A 19,905-nucleotide genomic window follows, 5' to 3' on the forward strand; every position below is an offset into this window, starting at 1 on the left:
GAACAGATACAGCTGCGTGCGCCAACTCGCCAACTGTCGATAGGCGGTTCATCCCCGCCGGGCGATAACGCACCGGGCGGGATCGCCCATCGCGGACCGGCGGAGTGCCACATGGATCGGACGATCATCGACCAAGCCGGCGACCGGCAGTTGAACGTCGAGCCCTACTGGATGCCGTTCACGCCGAACCGGCACGTGAAGGCCGATCCGACGCCGCGCATCATCACCTCGGCCAAGGGGGCCTATTACCGCACGGCGGAAGGGCGCGAGCTGTTCGACAGCCTGTCGGGCCTGTGGTGCTGTCCCCTCGGCCACGCGCAGCCGCGGATCGTCGAGGCCCTGCGCCGGCAGGCCGAGACCCTCGATTACTGCACCGCCTTCCAGATGAGCAATCCGGTGACGCTGCGGCTCGCCGAGCGCATCGCCGACATGGCGCCGGCCGGGCTGGACCGGGTGTTCTTCACCAATTCCGGCTCGGAAGCGGTGGATACCGCCCTCAAGATCGCGCTGGGCTACCATCGCCTGCGCGGCGAGGCCGGCCGCTTCCGGATGATCGGCCGCGAGAAGGGCTATCACGGCGTCGGCTTCGGCGGCATGTCGGTGGGCGGCATGGTGGCCAACCGCAAGATGTTCGCCACAGCGATGATCCAGGGTGTCGATCACCTGCGCCATACCCACGATTACGCCGAGATGGCCTTCTCGAAGGGGCAGCCCACCTGGGGCGCGCATCTCGCCGACGACCTCGAACGGATGGTGGCGCTGCACGATGCGGGCACGATCGCCTGCGTCATCGTCGAGCCGCTGCAGGGCTCGGCCGGCGTCATCGTTCCCCCGCTCGGCTATCTGGAGCGCCTGCGCGAGATCTGCACGCGGCACGGCATCCTGCTGATCTTCGACGAGGTGATCACGGGGTTCGGCCGCCTCGGCGCGCCCTTCGGCGCGGACCGCCTCGGCGTGATCCCGGACATGATCACCTTCGCCAAGGGCATCACCAACGGCATCGTGCCGATGGGCGGCGTCATCGTCCGCAAGGAGATCTACGACACCTTCATGACCGGACCGGCCTCGGCGGTGGAGCTGTTCCACGGCTACACCTATTCGGGCCATCCCCTGGCCGCCGCCGTGGCGCATGCCTCCCTCGACCTGATGGAGGAGGGCGACCTGTTCGCCCGCGTGCGCGAGCTGGAGCCGATCCTGGAGGGGGCCGTCCACACGCTGCGCGACGAGCCGGGCATCAAGGACATCCGAAATTTCGGCCTGACCGCCGCCGTCGATCTCGAACCTATGCCGGGCCAGCCCGGCGCGCGCGCCCTGAGAATCTTCGAGCGCGGCCTGCGCGAGGGCATCCTCCTGCGCTTCACCGGCGACACCATCGCCATGGGGCCGCCCTTCATCTCGACCCCCGCCGAGATCACCGGCATGATCGAGATGCTGCGCACGCTCATCCGCGCCGAAGCCTGATCCGCGGTCGCCCGGCCGCCTTTTCGAGGTTCCGAGATCCACCCAACCCCCATCACGCCGAGACAAGGAATCCTCAGACCATGCCCCTCATGCGCTTCGATATTCTGGAAGGCCGCACGGATGCCGAGCTGAAGACGCTCCTCGATGCGGCGCACGAGGCGATGCTGGAGGCGTTCAACGTCCCGCCGGGCGACCGCTACCAGATCGTCACCGAGCACAAGCCCTCACGGATGATCGTCGAGGATACCGGTCTCGACATCCCGCGCACCAAGGACGTGGTGGTGGTCCAGATGATCACCCGGCCGCGCGGCAAGGAGAAGAAGCAGCTGTTCTACCGGCTGCTCACCGAGAAGCTCGAAGCCGCCTGCGGGATCGCACCGGCCGACGTCATGGTCTCCACGGTGGAGAACACCGACGAGGATTGGTCCTTCGGCCACGGCCGGGCGCAGTTCCTCACCGGCGAACTCTAGGAGCCGTTCGAGTTGTTTTTCCAAGGCTTTACCTCATCCTGAGGTGCCGCGCAGCGGCCTCGAAGGAGGCTTCCAGGGATCGCGCGACCACTGGAGGGCTCCCTCAAAGCCCTTTGCTCAAGCAAAGGGCACCTCAGGATGAGGAGGTCTGATGGGATGACCTGCTTCGGCAGAAGCATCCGCAGAGGAAAACAACTCAAACAGGCCCCGAGCGGGTTTCGCGACACCGGTCGCCGCTCCTGCGGCCCGAACCCAAGCGGGGCGCCAAGCCCATTCCGGACCCTGTCTCTACCCTCTACGGAACGCCGGCCATGCATGTCATCATCCTCGGCGGCGGTGTCGTCGGTGTCACCTCGGCCTATTACCTCGCCAGGGCCGGACATCGGGTCACCGTGATCGAGCGGCAGAACGGGGCCGGCCTCGAGACCAGCTTCGCCAATGCGGGCCAGGTCTCGCCGGGCTATTCGGCGCCCTGGGCCGCCCCGGGCATCCCGGTCAAGGCGATGAAGTGGCTGCTGATGCGCCACCGGCCGCTGGTCGTCTGGCCGAGCTTCGAGCCGCGCCTCTACGGCTGGCTGGCGCGCATGCTGGCGAATTGCACGGAGGAGGCCTACCGGCGCAACAAGGGGCGGATGGTGCGCCTCGCCGAGTACAGCCGCGACGTGCTGCGCGACCTCCGCGCCGAGACCGGCATCGCTTACGACCACCGCGAGCGGGGCACGCTCCAGCTCTTCCGGACGGCGAAGCAGCTCGACCATGTCGGCGACGATACCCGCGTCCTCGACGCTTACGGCGTACCCTACGCGGTGCTGGACCCCGCCGGCTGCATCGCGGCCGAGCCGGCCCTGGCGCGGGTGGCCGGAACCTTCGTCGGCGGCCTGCGGCTGCCGGGCGACGAGACCGGCGACGCGCATCTGTTCACCCAGCGCCTCGCCGCGATCTGCGAGAGCCTCGGCGTCGTCTTCCATTACGGCACGTCCATCGCCGGATTGCGGGGCGCCGATGACCGGATCGAGGGCGTCGTCACGGCGGATGGCGCGGTCCTGACCGCCGACGCCTATGTCGCCGCCATGGGGAGCTACACCCCGGCTTTGCTGCGCCCCTTCGGCATCGACCTCCCGGTCTATCCGGTGAAGGGCTATTCCCTGACGCTGCCGGTCTTGGATGCCGAGGCGGCGCCCGTCTCGACGGTGATGGACGAGACCTACAAGGTCGCGATCACGCGGCTGGGCGATCGCATCAGGGTCGGCGGCACGGCCGAGCTCGCCGGCTTCAGCGCGCTCCTGCGTGCGCCGCGCCGCGAGACCCTGGCCCGCTCGGTCGACGACCTGTTCCCGGCGGGGGGCGATCTCGCCCAGGCGCAGTTCTGGACAGGTCTGCGGCCGATGACGCCGGACGGCACGCCGATCGTCGGGGCCACGCGGCTCGCCAACCTCTATACCAATACCGGTCACGGCACGCTGGGCTGGACCATGGCCTGCGGCTCCGGGCGCGTGCTCGCCGACCTCGTCTCCGGCCGCGAACCCGACATCGCCACTCCGGACCTCGCAGTCGCCCGCTACGTGGGACGCGCCTGACGGAGAGGGCCGGCCGGCTGTGACATTTTTACATCGAAGGCCGATGAAGCCCGGCCCTGCATGGTCCGGTTAAGGTTCGGTTTCATTCCGCCGCGGAATGTGGCCCTCCCGCACTAGTCGGCGCCCCGGCGCTCGGATTCTCGTCGCCGCTTCCAGAGGGGGACGAGGGGTCGATGTACAAAATCCTGCTTGGTTTCGGCACGGTGTTCGGACTGATGACCGGAGCCGCTTCGGCCGCCGATCTTCCCCGTCGCTCCGCTCCTCCGCCGGTCTTCGTGCCGGTTCAGCCCTTCACCTGGACGGGCTTCTATGCGGGCATCCAGGCCGGCTACGCCTTCAGCGATCAGCAGACCATCCGCACGACGGAAGTGAACGGCAGCGGCGTCGACCTGTTCATCAGCCGGATCGGCACCGGCTCGCTGTCGTCGCGGCAGCAGGGCTTCGCCGTCGGCGGGCAGGCGGGCTACAATTACCAGCTGACGCCCGGTTCCGGGCTCGTCTTCGGTGTCGAGACCGACATCGCCTATACCGATCTCGACAAGACCAGGCGGGTGTCCGGGCCGCTCTTCGGCGGGGCCGGCGGATCCCTCATCACCAACACGACGCGGCAGAGCCTCGATTTCCTCGGCACCGTCCGCGGCCGCCTCGGCTACGCCTTCGACCGTGTCCTGGTCTACGGCACCGGCGGCTTCGCCTACGGAAACGTCCGTACCGAGAGCAGCACCACCTTCCAGGTCGCGGCCATCCCCACCCTCGATCTCTACGCGGGCGGAATCGACCGGCTGGAGACGGGCTTCGCCTATGGCGGCGGCATCGAATACGCGCTGCCGACCGAGAGCTTCCTGAACGTGTTCCGGTCCTCGGCGGTGACGCTCAAGGTCGAGTACCTGCACTACGATCTCAACAAGCGGAACGTCTCGCTCGTGAATGCGAACGCCTTCCCTCGGCCCACGGTCGATGCCGTCTCCCGCTTCCGCTCCGAGGGCAGCGTCGTCCGCGTCGGGTTGAACTACAAGTTCGGCACGTACTGATTTCTTCGGTCGAACGCCATGCCGGACACCCGCCGCGTCGCGAGACGGGGCGGGTTTTATTACGGCCCGGGCGCCGCCCGCGCGACGACGATCAGATGATCGGCTTGCCGCCGGTCACGGCGACGGTGGCACCGGAGACGTAGCTCGCCTCGGAGCTCGCCAGCATCACATAGACGGGCGCGAGTTCGCAGGGCTGGCCCGGACGCTTCATCGGCACCTGCTTGCCGAAGTCGCGCACCTTCTCCATCGGCATGGTGGCGGGGATCAACGGGGTCCAGACCGGGCCCGGCGCCACGCAATTCACCCGGATGTCGCGCTCGGCCAGCATCTGCGCGAGCCCGCCGGTGAAGTTCTGGATCGCCCCCTTCGTGGTGGCGTAGGCGAGGAGATGCGGGCTCGGCGAATCGGCATTGACCGAAGTCGTGTTGATGATCGAGCTGCCGGCCTTCATGTGCGGGAGCGCCGCCTTCACGAGGTAGAACATCGCGTGGACGTTGGTGGCGAAGGTGACCTCCCATTCCTCGTCCGAGATGTCTTCCGGATCGGCGAAGGTCTTCTGGTGGGCGGCGTTGTTGACGAGGATGTCGATCCCCCCGAATTCCGCGACGGCGCGTTCGACGATGGCCCGGCAATGCCGGGGGTCCTTCACGTCCCCCGCCATCCGCACGGCCTTGCGGCCGGCGGATTCCACCAGCCGGCAGGCCTCCTGGGCGTCGTCGTGCTCGTCGTAGTAGCTCACCAGCACGTCCGCTCCCTCACGGGCATAGGCCAGGGCCACGGCCTTGCCGATGCCGCTGTCGCCACCGGTGATGATCGCCTTGCGGCCCGCGAGACGTCCCGAGCCCTTGTAATGCGCCTCGCCGTAATCCGGGCGCGGGTCCATGTCGGCGTCGCGGCCCGGCGGGGTCAGCTGGCGCTGGTTCTCGAATGGCGGCTTCGGGAAATCCAACATCTCGAACGATCCTCGAATGATCTGACGTTCCGATCGGCGGGTGACGCTCAGCTCAAGTCTATCCGGTGGCCGGAAGCCGATGGAGCGAGACGATCCATGGTCACGCTTCCATGTCGTTCAGGATAGGCGGAGATAAAGCCGAGTTCTGATCGAAACGATGGCCGTCGTCGGTCATCGCTACCTGACGATTCTGACCAGACAACACCTTGCGCATCGCATGGTTTCGCCCGTTCTCATCGTTCCGGGGGAATGATCCGCGCATCGGCGTGTGCGTCCCGTGTCGGCGCCGCCTCCCGGGTATCGCCCGCCGGACATCGCTCGACCCTTGATCGCGACGGCCAGGATGGGCGAGACCGGTGCCGGACCCGCCGGCCCTGCCGGTTCGACATCGGGGCTCGTTCGACGACCCTGCGAAAGACACCCAGCATGAGCGCCACCGACGAGATCCTGTTCGACACCGACGATGCGGGGATCGCCCGCATCGTCCTCAACCGGCCGCAGGCCCGCAACGCGCTGACCTTCGCGATGTATCAGGGCCTCATCGACCTGTGCGGGAGGATCGAGGCGGACGAGCGGATCAAGGTCGTCGTCATCACCGGCGCCGGCGAGAAGGCCTTCGCCGCCGGCACCGACATCGCCCAGTTCCGCGGCTTCTCCAGCGCCGAGGATGCCCTCGGCTACGAGCGCTTCATGGACCGGGTGCTGGGCGCGCTGGAACGCCTGCGGGTGCCCGTCATCGCCGCCATCGCCGGCGCCTGCACGGGGGGCGGGGCGGCCATCGCCGCCTCCTGCGACCTGCGCATCGCCACCCGCGACGCCCGGTTCGGGTTTCCCATCGCGCGGACTCTGGGCAATTGCCTGTCGATGTCCAACCTCCGGCGCCTGTCCGGCCTCATCGGCCCCGCCCGGGTGAAGGACATGATCTTCACCGCCCGGCTGTTCGGCGCCGAGGAGGCGTTGGCGGCCGGCCTCGTCGGCGAGGTGGTGGAGGATGCCGAAGCCCTCGCCGCCAGGGCCTCGGCCCTCGCGACGCAGATCGCCGGCCATGCGCCGCTGACCCTGCGGGCCACCAAGGAAGGCCTGCGCCGGCTCGCCGCCGAGGAGGAGGCGGAGGGCGAGCGCCCCGGCGATGACCTGATCCTGATGTGCTACACCAGCGCCGATTTCCGCGAGGGCATGGAGGCGTTCCTGGCCAAGCGTCCGCCCGACTGGACCGGCCGGTAGGGCGCTTCGAAGCGCTCCGCCCGATGCGGATGTGGGCGGCGCGACACACCGGGCCGGGAAAGCGGCCCGTCGCCCTGCTCCCCCCGGCCCGGTTGCAGCCCTGTCATGCTCGTCGTGATAGGGGTCGCGGAGGGGAAAGCTCGCCCCGGAACACGCTTTTTCCGAGGGATGATGCGCTGCCCGTTTCGTCTCGCGACCGCCGCTCTGATAGGGGGCCTCGCCGCTTCGGGCGCCCATGCCCAGAGCGCGGCGGAGGACGCGGCGCGGCGTGCGCGCCTGGCGCTGGAAGGCCTCGACATCGGCTCGCCCCGCGGCGCCGGCGGCGATCCGCAGACATCGGTGGCCCAGTCGGTGACCTCGGCCAAGCCCTCGGCCAACCTCAACACCTCGATCCAGGATCAGCTCGGGCCCTACGGCGATCCCTACGGCCTGCGCTCGTTCCTGAAGGCCAGGGGCATCGAGTACAGCCTCACCTATATCGGCGAGAGCTTCGGCAATGCGACGGGCGGCGCGCGGCGCGGCGCGATCTACGAGGGGCGCCTCGACGTCCAGTTCGATGCCGATCTCGAGACACTGATGGGCTGGCAGGGAGCGGCGTTCCACACCAACCTCTACCTCATCCACGGCACCGGCCTGTCGCGCTACTACGTCAACAACTTCATCACGGTGAGCGCCATCGAGGCGCTGCCGTCCTCGCGGCTCTACGAACTCTGGATCGAGCAGAAGCTCTTCGACGGCCAGTTCGGGCTGAAGGTCGGGCAGATCGCCGCCGATACCGAGTTCGCCGTGAGCCAGACCGGCACGCTGTTCATCAATTCCACCTTCGGCTGGCCCAACATCATGGCCGAGGTGCTGCCGAGCGGCGGCCCGATCTACCCGCTGGCGGTGCCGGCGATCCGCGCGAAATACGTCCCGAACCAGAACTTCTCGCTGCAGGTCGGCCTCTTCGACGGCGATCCGGCCGGGCCCAGCCCGAGCGATCTCGACCCCCAGCGCCGCAACCGCACCGGCACGAATTTCCGCACCGGCGATCCGGCCCTGGTCATCGCCGAGGCGGCCTATGCCTACAACATCGCGCAGGGCGATATCGGCGATCCCGGCACGGTGACGCTGGGCGGCTGGCACCATTTCGGCCGGTTCGACAGCCAGCGCTTCGACAATGCCGGGCGCTCTCTCGCCGACCCGTCCACCACCGGCATTGCCCGGCGGTTCCGCGGCGATAGCGGACTCTACGGCATCATCGACCAGACCATCTACCGCGAGCCGGACGACCCGAACGACGGCGCCAGCGTGTTCGTGCGCCTGTCCGGATCGCCCTCCGACCGCAACATCGTCGATTTCTACGCCGATGCGGGCATCGCCTATAAGGGGCTCTTCAAGGGACGGTCGGACGATACGATCGGCATCGCCTTCGCCCTGGCCCGCATCTCGGACAGCGCCCGCGGGCTCGACACCGATGCGATCCTGCTCGGCGGCGCGACCGGACCCCGCCGCAGCAGCGAGGCGGTGATCGAGGCGACCTACCAGGCCGTGCTCGGCCCCGGCGTCACGGTGCAGCCCGACTTCCAGTACGTCTTCCGCCCGAGCGGCGGGGTGGCGAACCCGCGCGATCCCGACGGCGCCCGGATCAAGAACGCCGCCGTGTTCGGGCTGCGGGCGACGGTGCGGTATTGAGATCGCTCACGGCGCTCCCGCTCGGGGCCGGTTAGCGCTCGGGCAGATCTGCTTTCCGCGAACGTCCGCCATTCTTCGACATTGATTCTATCGATATCGACTATCGATATCATCTGTTTGATTGATGGTGCGCCGCAAAATATATCCCTCTCATGAAACGGGGCATCGGCCCCGAAACATCAGAGGGATCACCATCATGACCGTTCGTACCCTTGTCCTAGCCGCTCTCGCTTCCGCCACCCTGGTCGGTACCGCGATCGCCGACGAGCGCATCACCGTCACCCCGACGCTCTATCGTGAGCAGGCCCGCGCCACGGCCGCCGTGCGTCCGGCCTCCGAGCTGACCACCACGCCGTCCCTGACCCCGCGTGCTCCCGCGACCCGGCGCATCGTCGCCGAGATCCTCGACCCCGCGACCCGCTAAAGGCTGCTCCCTTGAAAGGGGCCGAAGCACGGGCGTGCATCAACGCTCCATGGGGCTCGCCCCATGGAGCGTATTTTTTGTCGACTATGCGGGACCCTGGGCGGCTCAGGCGCTCGCCTGGCTGACGAATTTCGTCGTCAGATAGGCCTCGATCGCTTCCGAACCGCCCTCGCTGCCGTAGCCGGAATCCTTGACGCCGCCGAAGGGGGTCTCGGGGAAGGCGAGGCCGTGGTGGTTGATGCCGAGCATGCCGCTCTCGACGCGGGCCGCGATCTCCGTCGCCCGCGAGGCCGAGCGCGTATAGGCGTAGGCGGCGAGACCGTAGGGCAGGCGGTTCGCCTCGGCGAAGGCGGCCTCGTCGTCGGAGAAGCGCTGGACCAGGGCCACGGGGCCGAACGGCTCCTCGTTCATGATCCGCGCCGAGAGCGGGGTCTGCGTGAGCACGGTCGGTTCGAAGAAGTTGCCGCGATTGCCGATGCGCTTGCCGCCGGTGCGCAGCTCGGCGCCCTGCGCCAGGGCATCGGCCACGAGGGATTCCATCGCCTCGCGCCGGCGGGCATGGATCAGCGGCCCCATCGTCGTTGCGGGATCGAGCCCGTCGCCGACCTGGATGCCCTGCGCATGCGCCACGAACCCGTCGACGAAGCGGTCATAGACCGAATCGTGCACGAGGAAGCGGGTCGGCGCGACGCAGACCTGCCCGGCATTGCGGAACTTGTTGGCGCCGAGGACCGAGACGGCCTTCTCGACATCGGCATCGGCGAAGACCAGCGCCGGGGCGTGGCCGCCGAGCTCCATGGTCACGCGCTTCATGTGGCGCCCGGCCAGCGCCGCGAGTTCCTTGCCCACCACCGTCGAGCCGGTGAACGAGATCTTGGCGATGACCGGATGCGGGATGAGATAGGACGAGATCTCGGCCGGATCGCCGAAGACCAGGGACAGGACGTCGCCCGGCACCCCGGCATCGAGGAAGGCGCGGACCAGTGCGGCGCAGCTCGCGGGCGTGTCCTCCGGCCCCTTCAGGATCACCGAGCAGCCGGTGCAGAGCGCCGCCGAGAGCTTGCGGACGGCCTGGTTGATCGGGAAGTTCCAGGGCGTGAAGGCGGCGACGGGCCCCACCGGCTCGCGGAGGACCATCTGTGTCACGCCGGGCAGGCGGGCGGGGATGACGCGGCCATAGGCGCGTTTCCCTTCCTCGGCGAACCAGTCGATGACGTCGGCGGCGGCCAGCGTTTCCACCCTGGCCTCGGCCAGCGGCTTGCCCTGTTCCAGGGTCATCGTCCGGGCGATGTCCTCGACGCGTGCGCGCAGGTGATCGGCGGCCCGGCGCATGACCTTGGCGCGGTCGAAGGCCGAGACCTTGCGCCATTCGGAAAAGCCGCGCCGGGCGGCGTCGAGGGCGCGGTCGAGATCGTCCCGCGTCACCACCGCCACATGGCCGATCGCGTCACCGGTGGCGGGGTTGAGGACGGGGATCGTCCGCGCATCGGAGCCGGGCGTCCAGGCCCCGGCGATGTGGAGGGTCACGTCCGGATAGGTCATCGGCGGCTCACGCTCACGAAGGAGCCCGCGTTGTCCGCCCTTCGCGGGCGCGCCGCAACCCTCGAAGCCGCAACCCCGGCCTCGCGCCTCAGGCTGCGATGCGGACCCGTGCCTCGTCGGCACCCTTCACCGTCACCGTGCCGCCGCGGGTGGCCTGCAGGGTGCCGCCGCGGGGGATCACGATCCAGCCGTCCTTGCAATCGTCGATGGGCTCGGAGACCACCACGAGGCCGGTCTCGGTCTGGCGGTAATAGAGGCTCGGCGGCCGGCCGTCGCAGGCCCAGCGATAGGCGGTCAGGGTCTCGCCATCGGTGACAACGGCGGTGAAGCGCAGGGCCTCGGTGATGCCGGCGGCCTGCATCAGGTCGCGCACGGTGGAGAGGGTCTCGGCCATGGCGCCGATCGGATCCTCGGCGAGGCCGTTGGCCAGCGCCAGGAGGAAGATCGCCTCGGAATCGGTGGTGCCGCGGCGCGCCTCGTAGAACGCGTCCGGGATCAGCGCCTCGATCCGCCGCTTGATGCGGTGGTAGCCGCCGATCTGGCCGTTATGCATGAACAGGTGGCGGCCATGGGCGAAGGGATGGCAATTCGCCCGCGTCGTCGCCGTGCCGGTGGAGGCGCGGACATGGGCGAAGAACATCCGCGCACGGACCTGCTGGCAGAGATTGACGAGGTTCTCGTCGGACCAGGCCGGGCAGACATCGCGATACTGGCCGGGATCCGGGCGCTCGCCGTACCAGCCGATGCCGAAGCCGTCGCCGTTGGTCTCGGTCTTCGCCTCCGTCGCATGCAGCGACTGGTGCACCAGCGAGTGCGTCGGCGCGCAGACGAGATCGGTCAGGAAGACCGGATCACCGCTATAGGCGAGAAAGCGGCACATGACTGAGCGACAACTCCCTGTTCCGGCACCTGTCCCCGAGCCGGGAGACAGGATCCGTTCCATGTTCCTGCATCACGGTCGTCGAACTGTAACATTCGTTCTTTTGCGGTGAACAGTTCGTTAATGCAGCGCAGCATGCCTGAACGTTGTGCTTCTGCGCAGGCGATACGCAGATGCGCTGAATCTCGGGCATCCCGACCGCCGCTCGTCCTGTAGCGGCCCACATGGCCCATATTGCGGCGGTTCCCTCGATCTCGCTGCGGGCGGTGCATGGCGGTCGTCGCGGCAAGGACTCTTGCCGATGCCGCCAGGGCGGAGCAGCCTCGACCGGGACGAATCATCGTTCCGGGCCCAAATCCCTCGCACGGCAGGCATCCTGCCGCCGTCATACCTTGGAAGGAGACCTCATGAATCGTGACATCCAGACGGCATCAGACACCGCGACGGCGGCGCAGATCGACGGCCCCGTCGCCCTCGTGGTCGAAGACGATGCGGCGATCCGCAACCTCGCCACCGCCATCCTCGAGGAGACGGATCTCGACGTCATCGCCTGCGACAGCGCCGAGGCGGCGATCGGTGTCCTGGAGCGCAGGGGCATGAACGTCGCGCTGCTCTTCGCCGATGTGCGCCTCGGCGGTCCCATGGACGGGATCGCGCTGGCGCGGACGGTGGAGCGGCGGTGGCCCGACGTGCGGATGGTCCTGACCTCGGGCTACGACGAGCGCAGCACCGGGCGCCTGCCCGAACAGGCGGTCTACATGCAGAAGCCGTGGCGGGCGCTCGACGTGCTGGTCGAGGCGGGTCACGCATCGGCGGCCGTCGGCGTCGCCTGAACGACACAACGCCCGCGCCGCATGGCGGCCGGGCGTTGTGTCGGAGCGGGTCGGTCCGGAGACGATCGGTGCGAGACCGACCGCCGACGTGACGGGACGGGCTCGGCTTACGAAGCGGTGTTGACCGAGGGAGCCGCGCTCGGCGCGAACGGCGAACCGCCCGGACGACGCGGCGCACCGGCGCCGAAACGGGGCTTCGGCTTCGGAGCGGCGATCAGGCCCTCGCGGATGGCGGTCTTGCGCGCCTGCTTGCGAGCGCGGCGCACGGCCTCGGCCTTCTCGCGTGCCTTGCGCACGGAGGGCTTCTCGTAGGCCTTGCGCTGCTTCATCTCGCGGAAGATGCCCTCACGCTGCATCTTCTTCTTCAGAACGCGGAGTGCCTGGTCGACGTTGTTGTCGCGAACGAGTACCTGCAACGGAATTGATCCTCTAGAGACGTATGTTTGTCGGACGGCGCCCTCTCCGAAAACCCCCGTCTGTCCGACGAGGGCGAACCGCCAATAGCCCCATACCCTGGATCGCTCCAGGGAGGGACCTGTATCTGACGGTCTCGAATCGACGCTGAAAACTCACTTGGGGCAGGCTCATACACCAAGCGGACACGAGTTCCAACCGCTGCCGGCTAAATCCTGATGCCGACGCGCATCTTCACGCATTGGCCGATGCCGGCCGGCATCCTCACGCGTGCGATTGGATGAAGTTGCGCACGAGCGGGTAGGTCTGGCCCTCCCACTTGCGGCCGGTGAAGACGCCGTAATGGCCGACGCCCGCCTGGAGGTGGTGGCTCTTCATATGCGGGGCGAGGCCGGTACAGAGGTCGTGCGCCGCCATGGTCTGGCCCACGGCGCAGATGTCGTCGCGCTCGCCCTCCACGGTCATCAGCGCGGTCCGCCGGATGGAGCGCATGTCGATGGGGTTGCCGCGATAGGTCAGCTCGTTCTTGGCCAGGGTGTAGTCCTGGAACACCGTCCGGACCGTCTCGATGTAGAACTCGGCCGCGAGGTCGAGGACGGCGAAATACTCGTCGTAGAAGGTCTCGATCTGGTTGGCCTTGTCGGTCTCGCCGTTGGCGAAGTGCCAGAACAGGTCGGCATGGCTCTGCTGGTGGCGCTTGGCGTTCATCGAGACGAAGGCCGAGACCTGCATGAAGCCCGGATAGACCTTCCGGCCCGCTCCCGCATGACGCTTCGGCACGGTGGCGATGAGGTTCTTCTCGAACCACGCGATCGGCTTCGAGGTGGCGAGCTTGTTCACCGAGGTCGGGCTGATGCGGCAATCCACCGGCCCGGCCATCAGCGTCATGCTGCGCGGATGGGCGATGTCCTTCGATTGCGCCATGACGGCGGCGGCCGCGAGCGCCTGGACCGCCGGCTGGCAGACGGCCACGACGTGCGAACCCTCGCCCATCACGCCGAGGAACGTCACCAGATGGTCGACGTAATCGTCGAATCCGAACGGCCCGTCGGCGAGCGGCACGTCGCGCGCATTGTGCCAGTCGGTGATGTAGACGTCGTGGTCGGCGAGCAGGGTGCGCACCGTGCCGCGGAGCAGGGTGGCGAAATGGCCCGAGAGCGGTGCCACGACGAGCACCTTCGGCTGCTCGGTATCGATGTCCTTCCGGAACCGCAGGAGCGTGCCGAACGGTGTCGAGAACGTCGCCTCCTCGATGACCGGGACCTCGCGGTTGCCGACCTGGATGCTGTCGATGCCGAAGGGAGGACGCGCGAAGGTCAGGCCCGCACGCATCATCATCCGGGCCCCGGCCGACCACCAGTTCATCGGCGCCGCGTTCCCGGAACCGACCCAGGGGGACACGGCGTCGTGGACGAGCTTGCCCCAGGAGCGGGTGCGCTCGGCGAGGTCGGACTGCACTTCGAAGGCATCGTAGAGCATGAAGCTCGAACTCCTGCGCGAACGATCGGATAGCGAACCATTCGCCTTGATGCGCACGGCCATCCGGGATCGCCCCCGAACGACCGTCTGCAGCCCGCTAGGCTGGGCCACGCTCGCGGGCAACGCAATCGGCGCAAAGTACGATCTGGATTAAATGTTGTGAGAATGCATCACTGTTCCATCGGCGTGACAGGAAAGGTTTTTCCCCGATCGCGCGATGACAGTGGCGCGCGGCACGAGACTTGGATGCCTCCGGACGTTCCTCGGGCCGAAATTCCAAGAGCGTTCGTGGATAAAGAAGACAGGGGATGGACATGCCAGTCGCCACGCTCACGATTTCGAGCCGGAACTATTCGTCCTGGTCTCTGAGAGGTTGGTTGGTCTGCCGCATGGCGGGACTCGATTTCGAGACCGAAGTCTTGACCGGCGACGACGAATCCACGCGGGCCGAACTGCTTCACCTGTCGCCGTCGTTCCTCGTGCCGCGCCTCGTCCATGGCGAGATCGAGGTCTGGGACACCCTGGCGATCGCGCAATATCTCAACGAGACCTATCCGGATGCGGGCTTCCTGCCGAAGGACCCGGTCGCCCGGGCGCGCTGCCGTTCGATCTCGGGGGAGATGCATGGCGGCTTCATCAACCTGCGCTCGGCGCTGCCGATGAACCTCAAGGCCCGCCATACGGATTTCAAGATCTTCAACGGGGCCAAGGGCGATATCGAGCGGGTCATCACGATCGTCGAGGATTGCCTGTCCCGCTACGACGGTCCGTTCCTGTTCGGCCCGCGTCCGAGCCTCGCCGACGCCATGTTCGCGCCGGTCTGCACCCGGTTCCAGACCTACGATGTCTGGCTCCCGCGCAAGGTCGCCGCCTATCGCGACACCATCCTCGCCTGGCCGCTCATGGTGGAATGGGCCGAGGCGGCGGCAGCCGAGCCCGACGAGATCGAGGAACTGGACATGGAGTTCTGAAGGCGCCGAATCTCCACACGCGTCGGCGTTTTGCCCGCCCGGTGAGGGTCGTCAGGTGTTGAAGTCGAACAGCAGGGCGCCGGCGCCGGCGCTCGATGCCCTGGTCCCGGAGGCGGCGTAGCCCGAGGCGCTGGTCTGCGAGGCCTGCAGCGACTTCATGAAACCGTCGAGCAGGTCGCTGACGCTGGTCGACGAATCCGTCGACGACGAGGACGTGCTCGTGCCGTCGTCGCCCGACGGAGGCGGGCCGGGCGGAGGGCCGCCAGGCCCGCCCTTGCCGGGGGCGTTGGCCTCGAACAGCGACTTCAGCGTCTCGGCCTGATCGCTGGTGAGGCTGCCGCTCGACACCTGATCGTCGATGAGGCCGCTGATCTTGTCCTGGATCTGCGACGGGTCGAGGCGGGTGCTCGTGCCGCCGGTCGAACCGGAACTGCCGCTCTTCAGGCTCGAATCGATCGAATCGAGGGCGCTGGAGAGGGCGGCGCCGTCGGCGGCGCTGATGCTGCCGGTGGAGACGTCGCCGGCGATGGCCTGCGCGACGGGATTGCCCTTGGGCGGCGGTGGACGCTGGGTCTGGAACAGGGCGGAGGTCTGGGTATTGCCGACGGACGTCATGGCGCGGTCGCCTCGATCGAATGCCGTCGCGAGGGGCCGTCGACGGGCGTCCAGAGGGCGGCCTTCAGGGTTAATCGGAGCTTTCCGGCAATCGGCACAAGAGTTTCGCGATGTTTCCGGCCCGCCGACCGAAACATTCCGATGTAAAAATCGTCAGGTCGCCGGTGCTTCGGCCCGACGTTGGGCCGAGGCGGCCGAGCGTTGCTGCGCTGCCTGCGCGATGGCGAGCGGCAGGTCGATGCGGGCGACGAGGCCTCGGGGCAGCTTGTTCGACAGGGTCAGCCGGCCGCCATGCCCCTCGACGATCGCCAGCACGATCGAGAGTCCGAGGCCGAAGCCGCTGGCCTCGTTGAGGTTCCGGGCCCGGTCGCCGCGCACGAAGGGCTGCACCATGGCATCGCGCTCCGCCTCGGGGATGCCGGGGCCGTCGTCCGACACTTCCAGCGCCACGCCCTGCTCGGACGGGTGCATCGTCAGGCGCGCGCTACCGCCATACTTCACCGCATTGTCGACGAGGTTGACGATGGCCCGCTGGAGGTCGTCCGCGCGACCGCGGACCAGCACGTGGCGCGACTGCTCGACCCGCACGTCGGCGCCGATGTCGACGAAGCCGTCGCACACGGTCTGGACCACCGAGGCGAGGTCCATGAGGCTCTGCGTGCCGCCGGCCTGGCCGTCCCGGACGAAGGACAGGGCGGCTTCCACCAGCCCGTTCATCTGGTCGAGGTCGCGCAACGTCATGGTGCGGGCGTGCTCGTCCTCGATGAATTCGGCCCGCAGGCGCAGGCGGGTGATCGGGGTCCGCAGGTCGTGGCTGATCGCCGCCAGCATCTGGGTCCGGTCGTCGATCAGGCGGCGGACGCGCCCGCGCATGGTGTCGAGGGCGCGGGAGACCGCCATCACCTCCTTCGGCCCGTTCTGCGGCAGGGCCACGAGGTTCATGCCGGTGCCGAAGGCATCTGCGGCCTCGGCGAGCTGCGCCAGCGGCGCGGTCAGGGCCCGTGTCGCCCAGATCGACATGAGCGACAGCGTGATCCCCAGGAGGACGAAGGTGAAGATGATCGGGCCGGGGCCGAAGGGCGACCGGTCGTCGTCCGGCAGGGTGGCGCGCAGGCTCGCGCCCGACGGTGTCGCGATGGCGATGCGGATGCCGTCTCGTCCCGACGGCCGTCCCGGAGGAGACAGGTCGGTGATGGTGAGGGGGCGGCCGAACCCCTCGCGCATGCGCTGGACCATGGGATGGTCGGGACGCTCCGTGCGTGCGGCGCCGGCCGGCTGCCCGGCCGGCGTCTCGGCCGGTGCCGGTTCGATCCGGAGCGAGGGCAGGCTGCGCGCCGCATCCTGCAGCAGGCGCGCCCGGTCCTCCGGCGCGGCGACGTCGAGCAGGCGGACGATCGTGGCGAGGCGGGTCGCGGCCACGCCCGGATGGTTGTCGGGGCGCCAGGGCTCGCGCAGCAGGAAGAAAGCGAGGGTCGCCACGGCGTGGCTGACGACGATGGCGGCGACGCTGAGGATGGCGATCTGCCCGGCGATGCTGCGGGGCGGATAGCCGAGGAAGCGGCGCCAGCGCCCCGTCGCGCGCGTGCTCATGAGCGGGTCACCGCCGGGGTGAACAGGTAGCCGCCCGAGCGGATGGTGCGGATGATCTCCGGATTGCGCGGATCGGCCTCGATCTTCTGGCGGATGCGGCTGATGAGGACGTCGATGCTGCGCTCGAACGGGCCGGCGGCGCGGCCTTGCGTCAGGTCGAGGAGCTGGTCGCGCGAGAGCACCCGCCCTGGCCGCAGGCAGAGCACGTGCAGCAGGTCGAATTCCGCGCCCGTGATGGTGATGCGGGCGTCGTCCGGGCTGAGGAGCTGGCGCAGGGACACGTCGAGGGTCCAGTCGAGGAAGCGCAGCCGGCGGGCGCCGTCGTCGCCGGCCGCCTCCGCGCTGGCGCCCCGCCTCAGGATCGCGCGGATGCGGGCGAGGAGTTCGCGCGGGTTGAAGGGCTTGGCGAGGTAATCGTCGGCGCCGATCTCGAGGCCGACGATCCGGTCGATCTCCTCGGCCTTGGCGGTGAGCATCAGGATCGGGATGGAGGAGCCCGCGCGCAGGCGCCGGCACAGGCTCAACCCGTCCTCGCCCGGCAGCATCAGGTCGAGCACGATGAGATCGACCCGCGCATCCGCCAGCGCCCGGTCCATCTCGCGGCCGTCGCCTGCGAGGCTCACGCGGCATTCGTTGGCACGCAGGTAGCGCGCCACCAGGGCGCTGATCTCGCGGTCGTCCTCGACCACGAGGATGTGGGGGGTGGCGGGGTTCGTCTGCGTCATGTCTCGTCCATCCGGTGGCCGTTTATGGCGCCTCGGCGGAGGGAATCGAAGGGGTGCGGACGGTCTGAATTGTAATCGTCTGTTTCGGACCTGTGTCCGAGACACGTTCGGCAATCGTTGGCGGCGTAAACCGACGCCGCCGCTCCCGAGCTACTTTCTGCGAAACCCGAAATACCCGCCATCGGCGTCGTAGAGCACGTCGAAGCCGTCGAGGAAGCGCAGGCCCGTGTTCACGAAGGGCTCCGGGCGCCGGGTGTTCAGGGTCACCTTGTCCGGCGAGAGCGGGGACGTGTCGCCCACGACAATGTCGTAGGCCGCCGCCGGTTCCGCACCCTGGCCGGGGAAGGAGAAGCCGAGCCGCGTGCCGGGCAGGAGCTGGCTCCGTCCGTCGTCATCGGTGGCGACGGCGCCGCTCACGGCCTCGCGCGGCAGGGTGAGATACATGACCGACACCCCCGTATCGACGAGGGCGCGACCGCAGGCGCCGGGGGCCCGCCCGTTCACCGTGATGCAGACGGGGACGCCCTGCCATTCGCCGGGAATGTCGGGATGCGGATCGAGCTTCACGAAACGGATGTCGCCGCGCGTATTGGCGCCGGTGAGGCCCACATGGACACCCTCGCGGGTGACCACGTAGCCGCGGCGGGCGGGGCTCCGGCCATCGGGCGCGAGGTTGAGGAGGGGGTTGGTCTCGGGCGTGCTCTGGCTCTGCGCATCGCCCTCCCGTCCGAAGCCGACGCCCATCATCGCGACATGCTCCGGCATCGTCGCCGGCGTGCAGTTGCGCGCGCCGTCGGTGCAGTCGATCCGCGTCACCGCCAGGACGGGGATCGGCGCGGTGGTGACGCTGGCCTCGTTGCGGCCGACCAGGGTGACGGGCAGCGTCACCCAGCGCCCGATCATGATCCGCCCCGAGCTGCTGTAGGTGAGCCGTCCGGGCCGCGAGGGCAGCGAGTCGAAGCCGGGGATGCGGCTGGCGGAGACGACGATGCCGGTGGAGCCGGTATCCATCTGCACCGGCCGCACCTCGCCGCCGAAGGACAGGCCGAGGCGCGGCGAGTGGGTCATCTCGGCGCCGTCCTCCGGCGCGTTGAGGCGGGTCATCTCGGCGCCGTCCTGCGGCGCGTTGAGGAAGGAGAGGAAGGTGCCCTGGTGGAAGCCGTCGTAACGCGGCCTCTCGCCGGCCCCTGCCGGATGCGGGGCGAGGCTCAAGGCCGCGAGCCCGATGGCGAGGGCGGCGGGCCGGGCTCTCGCGGATCGCTTCGCTTTGCTCGGCGCGACAGGGAGGCGGTGCTCCTCGCCATTGCTCATCATCCGCCTTCCCGAACCATCCCTCGTCGATAGGGCGTGGCAGGTAGGGCTTGGCAGGACTTCGCTCAAGGGACGCTCACGGGCGCCGGGTTCGCGCGGAAGCGTCCTGACCCGTCACGGAGGCGGCGACGGCCCGGCCCACTGCGGCGATGGTGGCGCTGCGCGCTTCGGGCGAGGTCTTCGCCTCGGTGAGATACACCGTCAGGACGAGGGGCGGCCGGCGCGGAGGCCAGATCACGGCGACGTCGTTGGCGGTGTCGTGTTCACCGGATCCCGTCTTGTCGCCGACGCGCCACTCCTTCGGCAGGCCGGCGCGCAGCCGGGCATCGCCGGTCCGGCAGCCGACGAGCCAGGCGGTGAGCAGCGCGCGCGAGGCGGGCGAAAGAGCGTCGCCGATCACGAGCCGCCGCAGCGTCTCCGCCATGGCGAGCGGCGTGGTGGTGTCGCGGGAATCGCCGGGGATGGCCTCGTTCAGGTCGGGCTCGGTGCGGTCGAGGCGGCTCGTCGCGTCGCCGAACGCGCGGATCTGGGCCGTCAGTCCGGCCGACCCGCCCATCGTGCCGAGCAGCAGGTTGGCGGCGGTGTTGTCGCTCAGCGTGACGGCCGCCTCGCAGAGCTCCGCGATCGTCATGCCCTCTGACCTTGCCCCCTGTTTGCCCCCGCTCATAACCAGAGTCCGTTCTGGTTCTGGTCCTGTCGGGACCGGGTTGCAAACGCGTTCGGGGTGAGCCC

General features: G+C 68.7%; 18 protein-coding genes and 1 pseudogene. 9 read left to right on the plus strand and 10 right to left on the minus strand.

Annotation, left to right across the window (positions count from 1 at the left end):
* The first annotated feature begins 111 nt into the window (after window positions 1-111).
* The 4 genes from ACFQ4G_RS13245 to ACFQ4G_RS13260 all read left to right on the plus strand — a co-directional run bounded on the left by ACFQ4G_RS13245 (window position 112) and on the right by ACFQ4G_RS13260 (window position 4,539).
* A complete protein-coding gene (locus ACFQ4G_RS13245; RefSeq protein WP_238206219.1) occupies window positions 112-1,461 on the plus strand; it encodes an aspartate aminotransferase family protein in 1,350 nt (449 codons plus the stop codon).
* Window positions 1,462-1,541: 80 nt separating this feature from the next.
* Entirely contained in the window at window positions 1,542-1,931 is a 390-nt protein-coding gene (locus ACFQ4G_RS13250; RefSeq protein WP_019906553.1) for a tautomerase family protein, read from the plus strand.
* Between the two features lie 311 nt (window positions 1,932-2,242).
* On the plus strand, window positions 2,243-3,508 hold the full coding sequence (locus ACFQ4G_RS13255) for a D-amino acid dehydrogenase (protein ID WP_238206221.1): 1,266 nt from the start codon (window positions 2,243-2,245) through the stop codon (window positions 3,506-3,508).
* A gap of 173 nt (window positions 3,509-3,681) precedes the next feature.
* Complete coding sequence (locus tag ACFQ4G_RS13260) at window positions 3,682-4,539, plus strand: outer membrane protein (protein WP_238206222.1); 858 nt, start codon at window positions 3,682-3,684, stop codon at window positions 4,537-4,539.
* A 91-nt stretch (window positions 4,540-4,630) separates the two neighbouring features.
* Here ACFQ4G_RS13260 and ACFQ4G_RS13265 read toward each other — a convergent pair whose 3' ends face one another.
* The gene (locus tag ACFQ4G_RS13265; protein ID WP_238206226.1) at window positions 4,631-5,491 is read right to left on the minus strand and encodes an SDR family oxidoreductase; all 861 of its coding nucleotides are present in this window, start codon (window positions 5,489-5,491) and stop codon (window positions 4,631-4,633) included.
* Between the two features lie 426 nt (window positions 5,492-5,917).
* On the opposite strand from ACFQ4G_RS13265, the gene ACFQ4G_RS13270 reads away from it, so the two are divergent.
* From ACFQ4G_RS13270 to ACFQ4G_RS13280, 3 genes are all read left to right on the plus strand, one after another.
* A complete protein-coding gene (locus tag ACFQ4G_RS13270) occupies window positions 5,918-6,715 on the plus strand; it encodes an enoyl-CoA hydratase/isomerase family protein (RefSeq protein ID WP_238206227.1) in 798 nt (265 codons plus the stop codon).
* Window positions 6,716-6,883: 168 nt separating this feature from the next.
* Window positions 6,884-8,389, plus strand: a complete 1,506-nt coding sequence (locus tag ACFQ4G_RS13275; protein ID WP_238206228.1) for a carbohydrate porin — start codon at window positions 6,884-6,886, stop codon at window positions 8,387-8,389.
* A gap of 196 nt (window positions 8,390-8,585) precedes the next feature.
* Window positions 8,586-8,813, plus strand: a complete 228-nt coding sequence (locus ACFQ4G_RS13280; RefSeq protein WP_238206229.1) for a hypothetical protein — start codon at window positions 8,586-8,588, stop codon at window positions 8,811-8,813.
* Window positions 8,814-8,918: 105 nt separating this feature from the next.
* On the opposite strand, the gene ACFQ4G_RS13285 is transcribed toward ACFQ4G_RS13280, so the two are convergent.
* Together ACFQ4G_RS13285 and ACFQ4G_RS13290 are read right to left on the minus strand one after the other, a co-directional pair.
* Window positions 8,919-10,355, minus strand: coding sequence for an NAD-dependent succinate-semialdehyde dehydrogenase (locus ACFQ4G_RS13285; protein ID WP_238206230.1), 1,437 nt, complete (start codon window positions 10,353-10,355; stop codon window positions 8,919-8,921).
* 88 nt (window positions 10,356-10,443) lie between these two features.
* Window positions 10,444-11,235 carry a class II glutamine amidotransferase gene (locus ACFQ4G_RS13290; protein ID WP_238206232.1) on the minus strand — a complete coding sequence of 264 codons (792 nt, stop codon included), beginning with the start codon at window positions 11,233-11,235 and terminating at the stop codon, window positions 10,444-10,446.
* Window positions 11,236-11,642: 407 nt separating this feature from the next.
* Here ACFQ4G_RS13290 and ACFQ4G_RS13295 point away from each other — a divergent pair, with 407 nt between their 5' ends.
* Window positions 11,643-12,068 carry a response regulator gene (locus ACFQ4G_RS13295; protein ID WP_238206233.1) on the plus strand — a complete coding sequence of 142 codons (426 nt, stop codon included), beginning with the start codon at window positions 11,643-11,645 and terminating at the stop codon, window positions 12,066-12,068.
* A 107-nt stretch (window positions 12,069-12,175) separates the two neighbouring features.
* Here ACFQ4G_RS13295 and rpsU read toward each other — a convergent pair whose 3' ends face one another.
* Both rpsU and ACFQ4G_RS13305 read right to left on the minus strand, forming a co-directional pair.
* Complete coding sequence (gene rpsU / locus ACFQ4G_RS13300) at window positions 12,176-12,484, minus strand: 30S ribosomal protein S21 (RefSeq protein WP_238206235.1); 309 nt, start codon at window positions 12,482-12,484, stop codon at window positions 12,176-12,178.
* Window positions 12,485-12,746: 262 nt separating this feature from the next.
* Window positions 12,747-13,961, minus strand: a complete 1,215-nt coding sequence (locus ACFQ4G_RS13305; RefSeq protein WP_238206237.1) for a polyhydroxyalkanoate depolymerase — start codon at window positions 13,959-13,961, stop codon at window positions 12,747-12,749.
* A gap of 314 nt (window positions 13,962-14,275) precedes the next feature.
* On the opposite strand from ACFQ4G_RS13305, the gene ACFQ4G_RS13310 reads away from it, so the two are divergent.
* A complete protein-coding gene (locus tag ACFQ4G_RS13310) occupies window positions 14,276-14,932 on the plus strand; it encodes a glutathione S-transferase family protein (RefSeq protein WP_238206276.1) in 657 nt (218 codons plus the stop codon).
* A 51-nt stretch (window positions 14,933-14,983) separates the two neighbouring features.
* On the opposite strand, the gene ACFQ4G_RS13315 is transcribed toward ACFQ4G_RS13310, so the two are convergent.
* From ACFQ4G_RS13315 to bla, 5 genes and pseudogenes are all read right to left on the minus strand, one after another.
* Window positions 14,984-15,547 (minus strand): hypothetical protein, encoded by a 564-nt coding sequence (locus tag ACFQ4G_RS13315; protein WP_238206239.1) that lies wholly within the window; start codon window positions 15,545-15,547, stop codon window positions 14,984-14,986.
* 153 nt (window positions 15,548-15,700) lie between these two features.
* Window positions 15,701-17,137: an ATP-binding protein gene (locus ACFQ4G_RS13320; protein WP_238206241.1), complete on the minus strand. Its 1,437-nt coding sequence runs from the start codon at window positions 17,135-17,137 to the stop codon at window positions 15,701-15,703.
* Complete coding sequence (locus ACFQ4G_RS13325) at window positions 17,134-17,862, minus strand: response regulator (protein WP_238206242.1); 729 nt, start codon at window positions 17,860-17,862, stop codon at window positions 17,134-17,136. Before ACFQ4G_RS13325 ends, ACFQ4G_RS13320 begins: the two co-directional genes overlap by 4 nt.
* Window positions 17,863-18,012: 150 nt before the next feature.
* The gene (locus ACFQ4G_RS13330) at window positions 18,013-19,176 is read right to left on the minus strand and encodes a hypothetical protein (RefSeq protein ID WP_238206244.1); all 1,164 of its coding nucleotides are present in this window, start codon (window positions 19,174-19,176) and stop codon (window positions 18,013-18,015) included.
* Between the two features lie 73 nt (window positions 19,177-19,249).
* A pseudogene (bla, locus tag ACFQ4G_RS13335) lies at window positions 19,250-19,804 on the minus strand (class A beta-lactamase); the annotation flags it as partial.
* Between the last annotated feature and the right edge of the window lie 101 nt (window positions 19,805-19,905).

The organism is Methylobacterium marchantiae, assembly GCF_042679825.1.
Lineage (GTDB): Bacteria > Pseudomonadota > Alphaproteobacteria > Rhizobiales > Beijerinckiaceae > Methylobacterium > Methylobacterium marchantiae.

Coding starts and splice junctions, on each gene's coding strand:
- ACFQ4G_RS13245 (WP_238206219.1), top strand. CDS start 112: ATGGATCGGACGATCATCGACCAAGCCGGCGACCGGCAGTTGAACGTC.
- ACFQ4G_RS13250 (WP_019906553.1), top strand. CDS start 1,542: ATGCCCCTCATGCGCTTCGATATTCTGGAAGGCCGCACGGATGCCGAG.
- ACFQ4G_RS13255 (WP_238206221.1), top strand. CDS start 2,243: ATGCATGTCATCATCCTCGGCGGCGGTGTCGTCGGTGTCACCTCGGCC.
- ACFQ4G_RS13260 (WP_238206222.1), top strand. CDS start 3,682: ATGTACAAAATCCTGCTTGGTTTCGGCACGGTGTTCGGACTGATGACC.
- ACFQ4G_RS13265 (WP_238206226.1), bottom strand. CDS start 5,491: ATGTTGGATTTCCCGAAGCCGCCATTCGAGAACCAGCGCCAGCTGACC.
- ACFQ4G_RS13270 (WP_238206227.1), top strand. CDS start 5,918: ATGAGCGCCACCGACGAGATCCTGTTCGACACCGACGATGCGGGGATC.
- ACFQ4G_RS13275 (WP_238206228.1), top strand. CDS start 6,884: ATGATGCGCTGCCCGTTTCGTCTCGCGACCGCCGCTCTGATAGGGGGC.
- ACFQ4G_RS13280 (WP_238206229.1), top strand. CDS start 8,586: ATGACCGTTCGTACCCTTGTCCTAGCCGCTCTCGCTTCCGCCACCCTG.
- ACFQ4G_RS13285 (WP_238206230.1), bottom strand. CDS start 10,355: ATGACCTATCCGGACGTGACCCTCCACATCGCCGGGGCCTGGACGCCC.
- ACFQ4G_RS13290 (WP_238206232.1), bottom strand. CDS start 11,235: ATGTGCCGCTTTCTCGCCTATAGCGGTGATCCGGTCTTCCTGACCGAT.
- ACFQ4G_RS13295 (WP_238206233.1), top strand. CDS start 11,643: ATGAATCGTGACATCCAGACGGCATCAGACACCGCGACGGCGGCGCAG.
- ACFQ4G_RS13305 (WP_238206237.1), bottom strand. CDS start 13,961: ATGCTCTACGATGCCTTCGAAGTGCAGTCCGACCTCGCCGAGCGCACC.
- ACFQ4G_RS13310 (WP_238206276.1), top strand. CDS start 14,276: ATGCCAGTCGCCACGCTCACGATTTCGAGCCGGAACTATTCGTCCTGG.
- ACFQ4G_RS13315 (WP_238206239.1), bottom strand. CDS start 15,547: ATGACGTCCGTCGGCAATACCCAGACCTCCGCCCTGTTCCAGACCCAG.
- ACFQ4G_RS13320 (WP_238206241.1), bottom strand. CDS start 17,137: ATGAGCACGCGCGCGACGGGGCGCTGGCGCCGCTTCCTCGGCTATCCG.
- ACFQ4G_RS13325 (WP_238206242.1), bottom strand. CDS start 17,862: ATGACGCAGACGAACCCCGCCACCCCCCACATCCTCGTGGTCGAGGAC.
- ACFQ4G_RS13330 (WP_238206244.1), bottom strand. CDS start 19,176: ATGATGAGCAATGGCGAGGAGCACCGCCTCCCTGTCGCGCCGAGCAAA.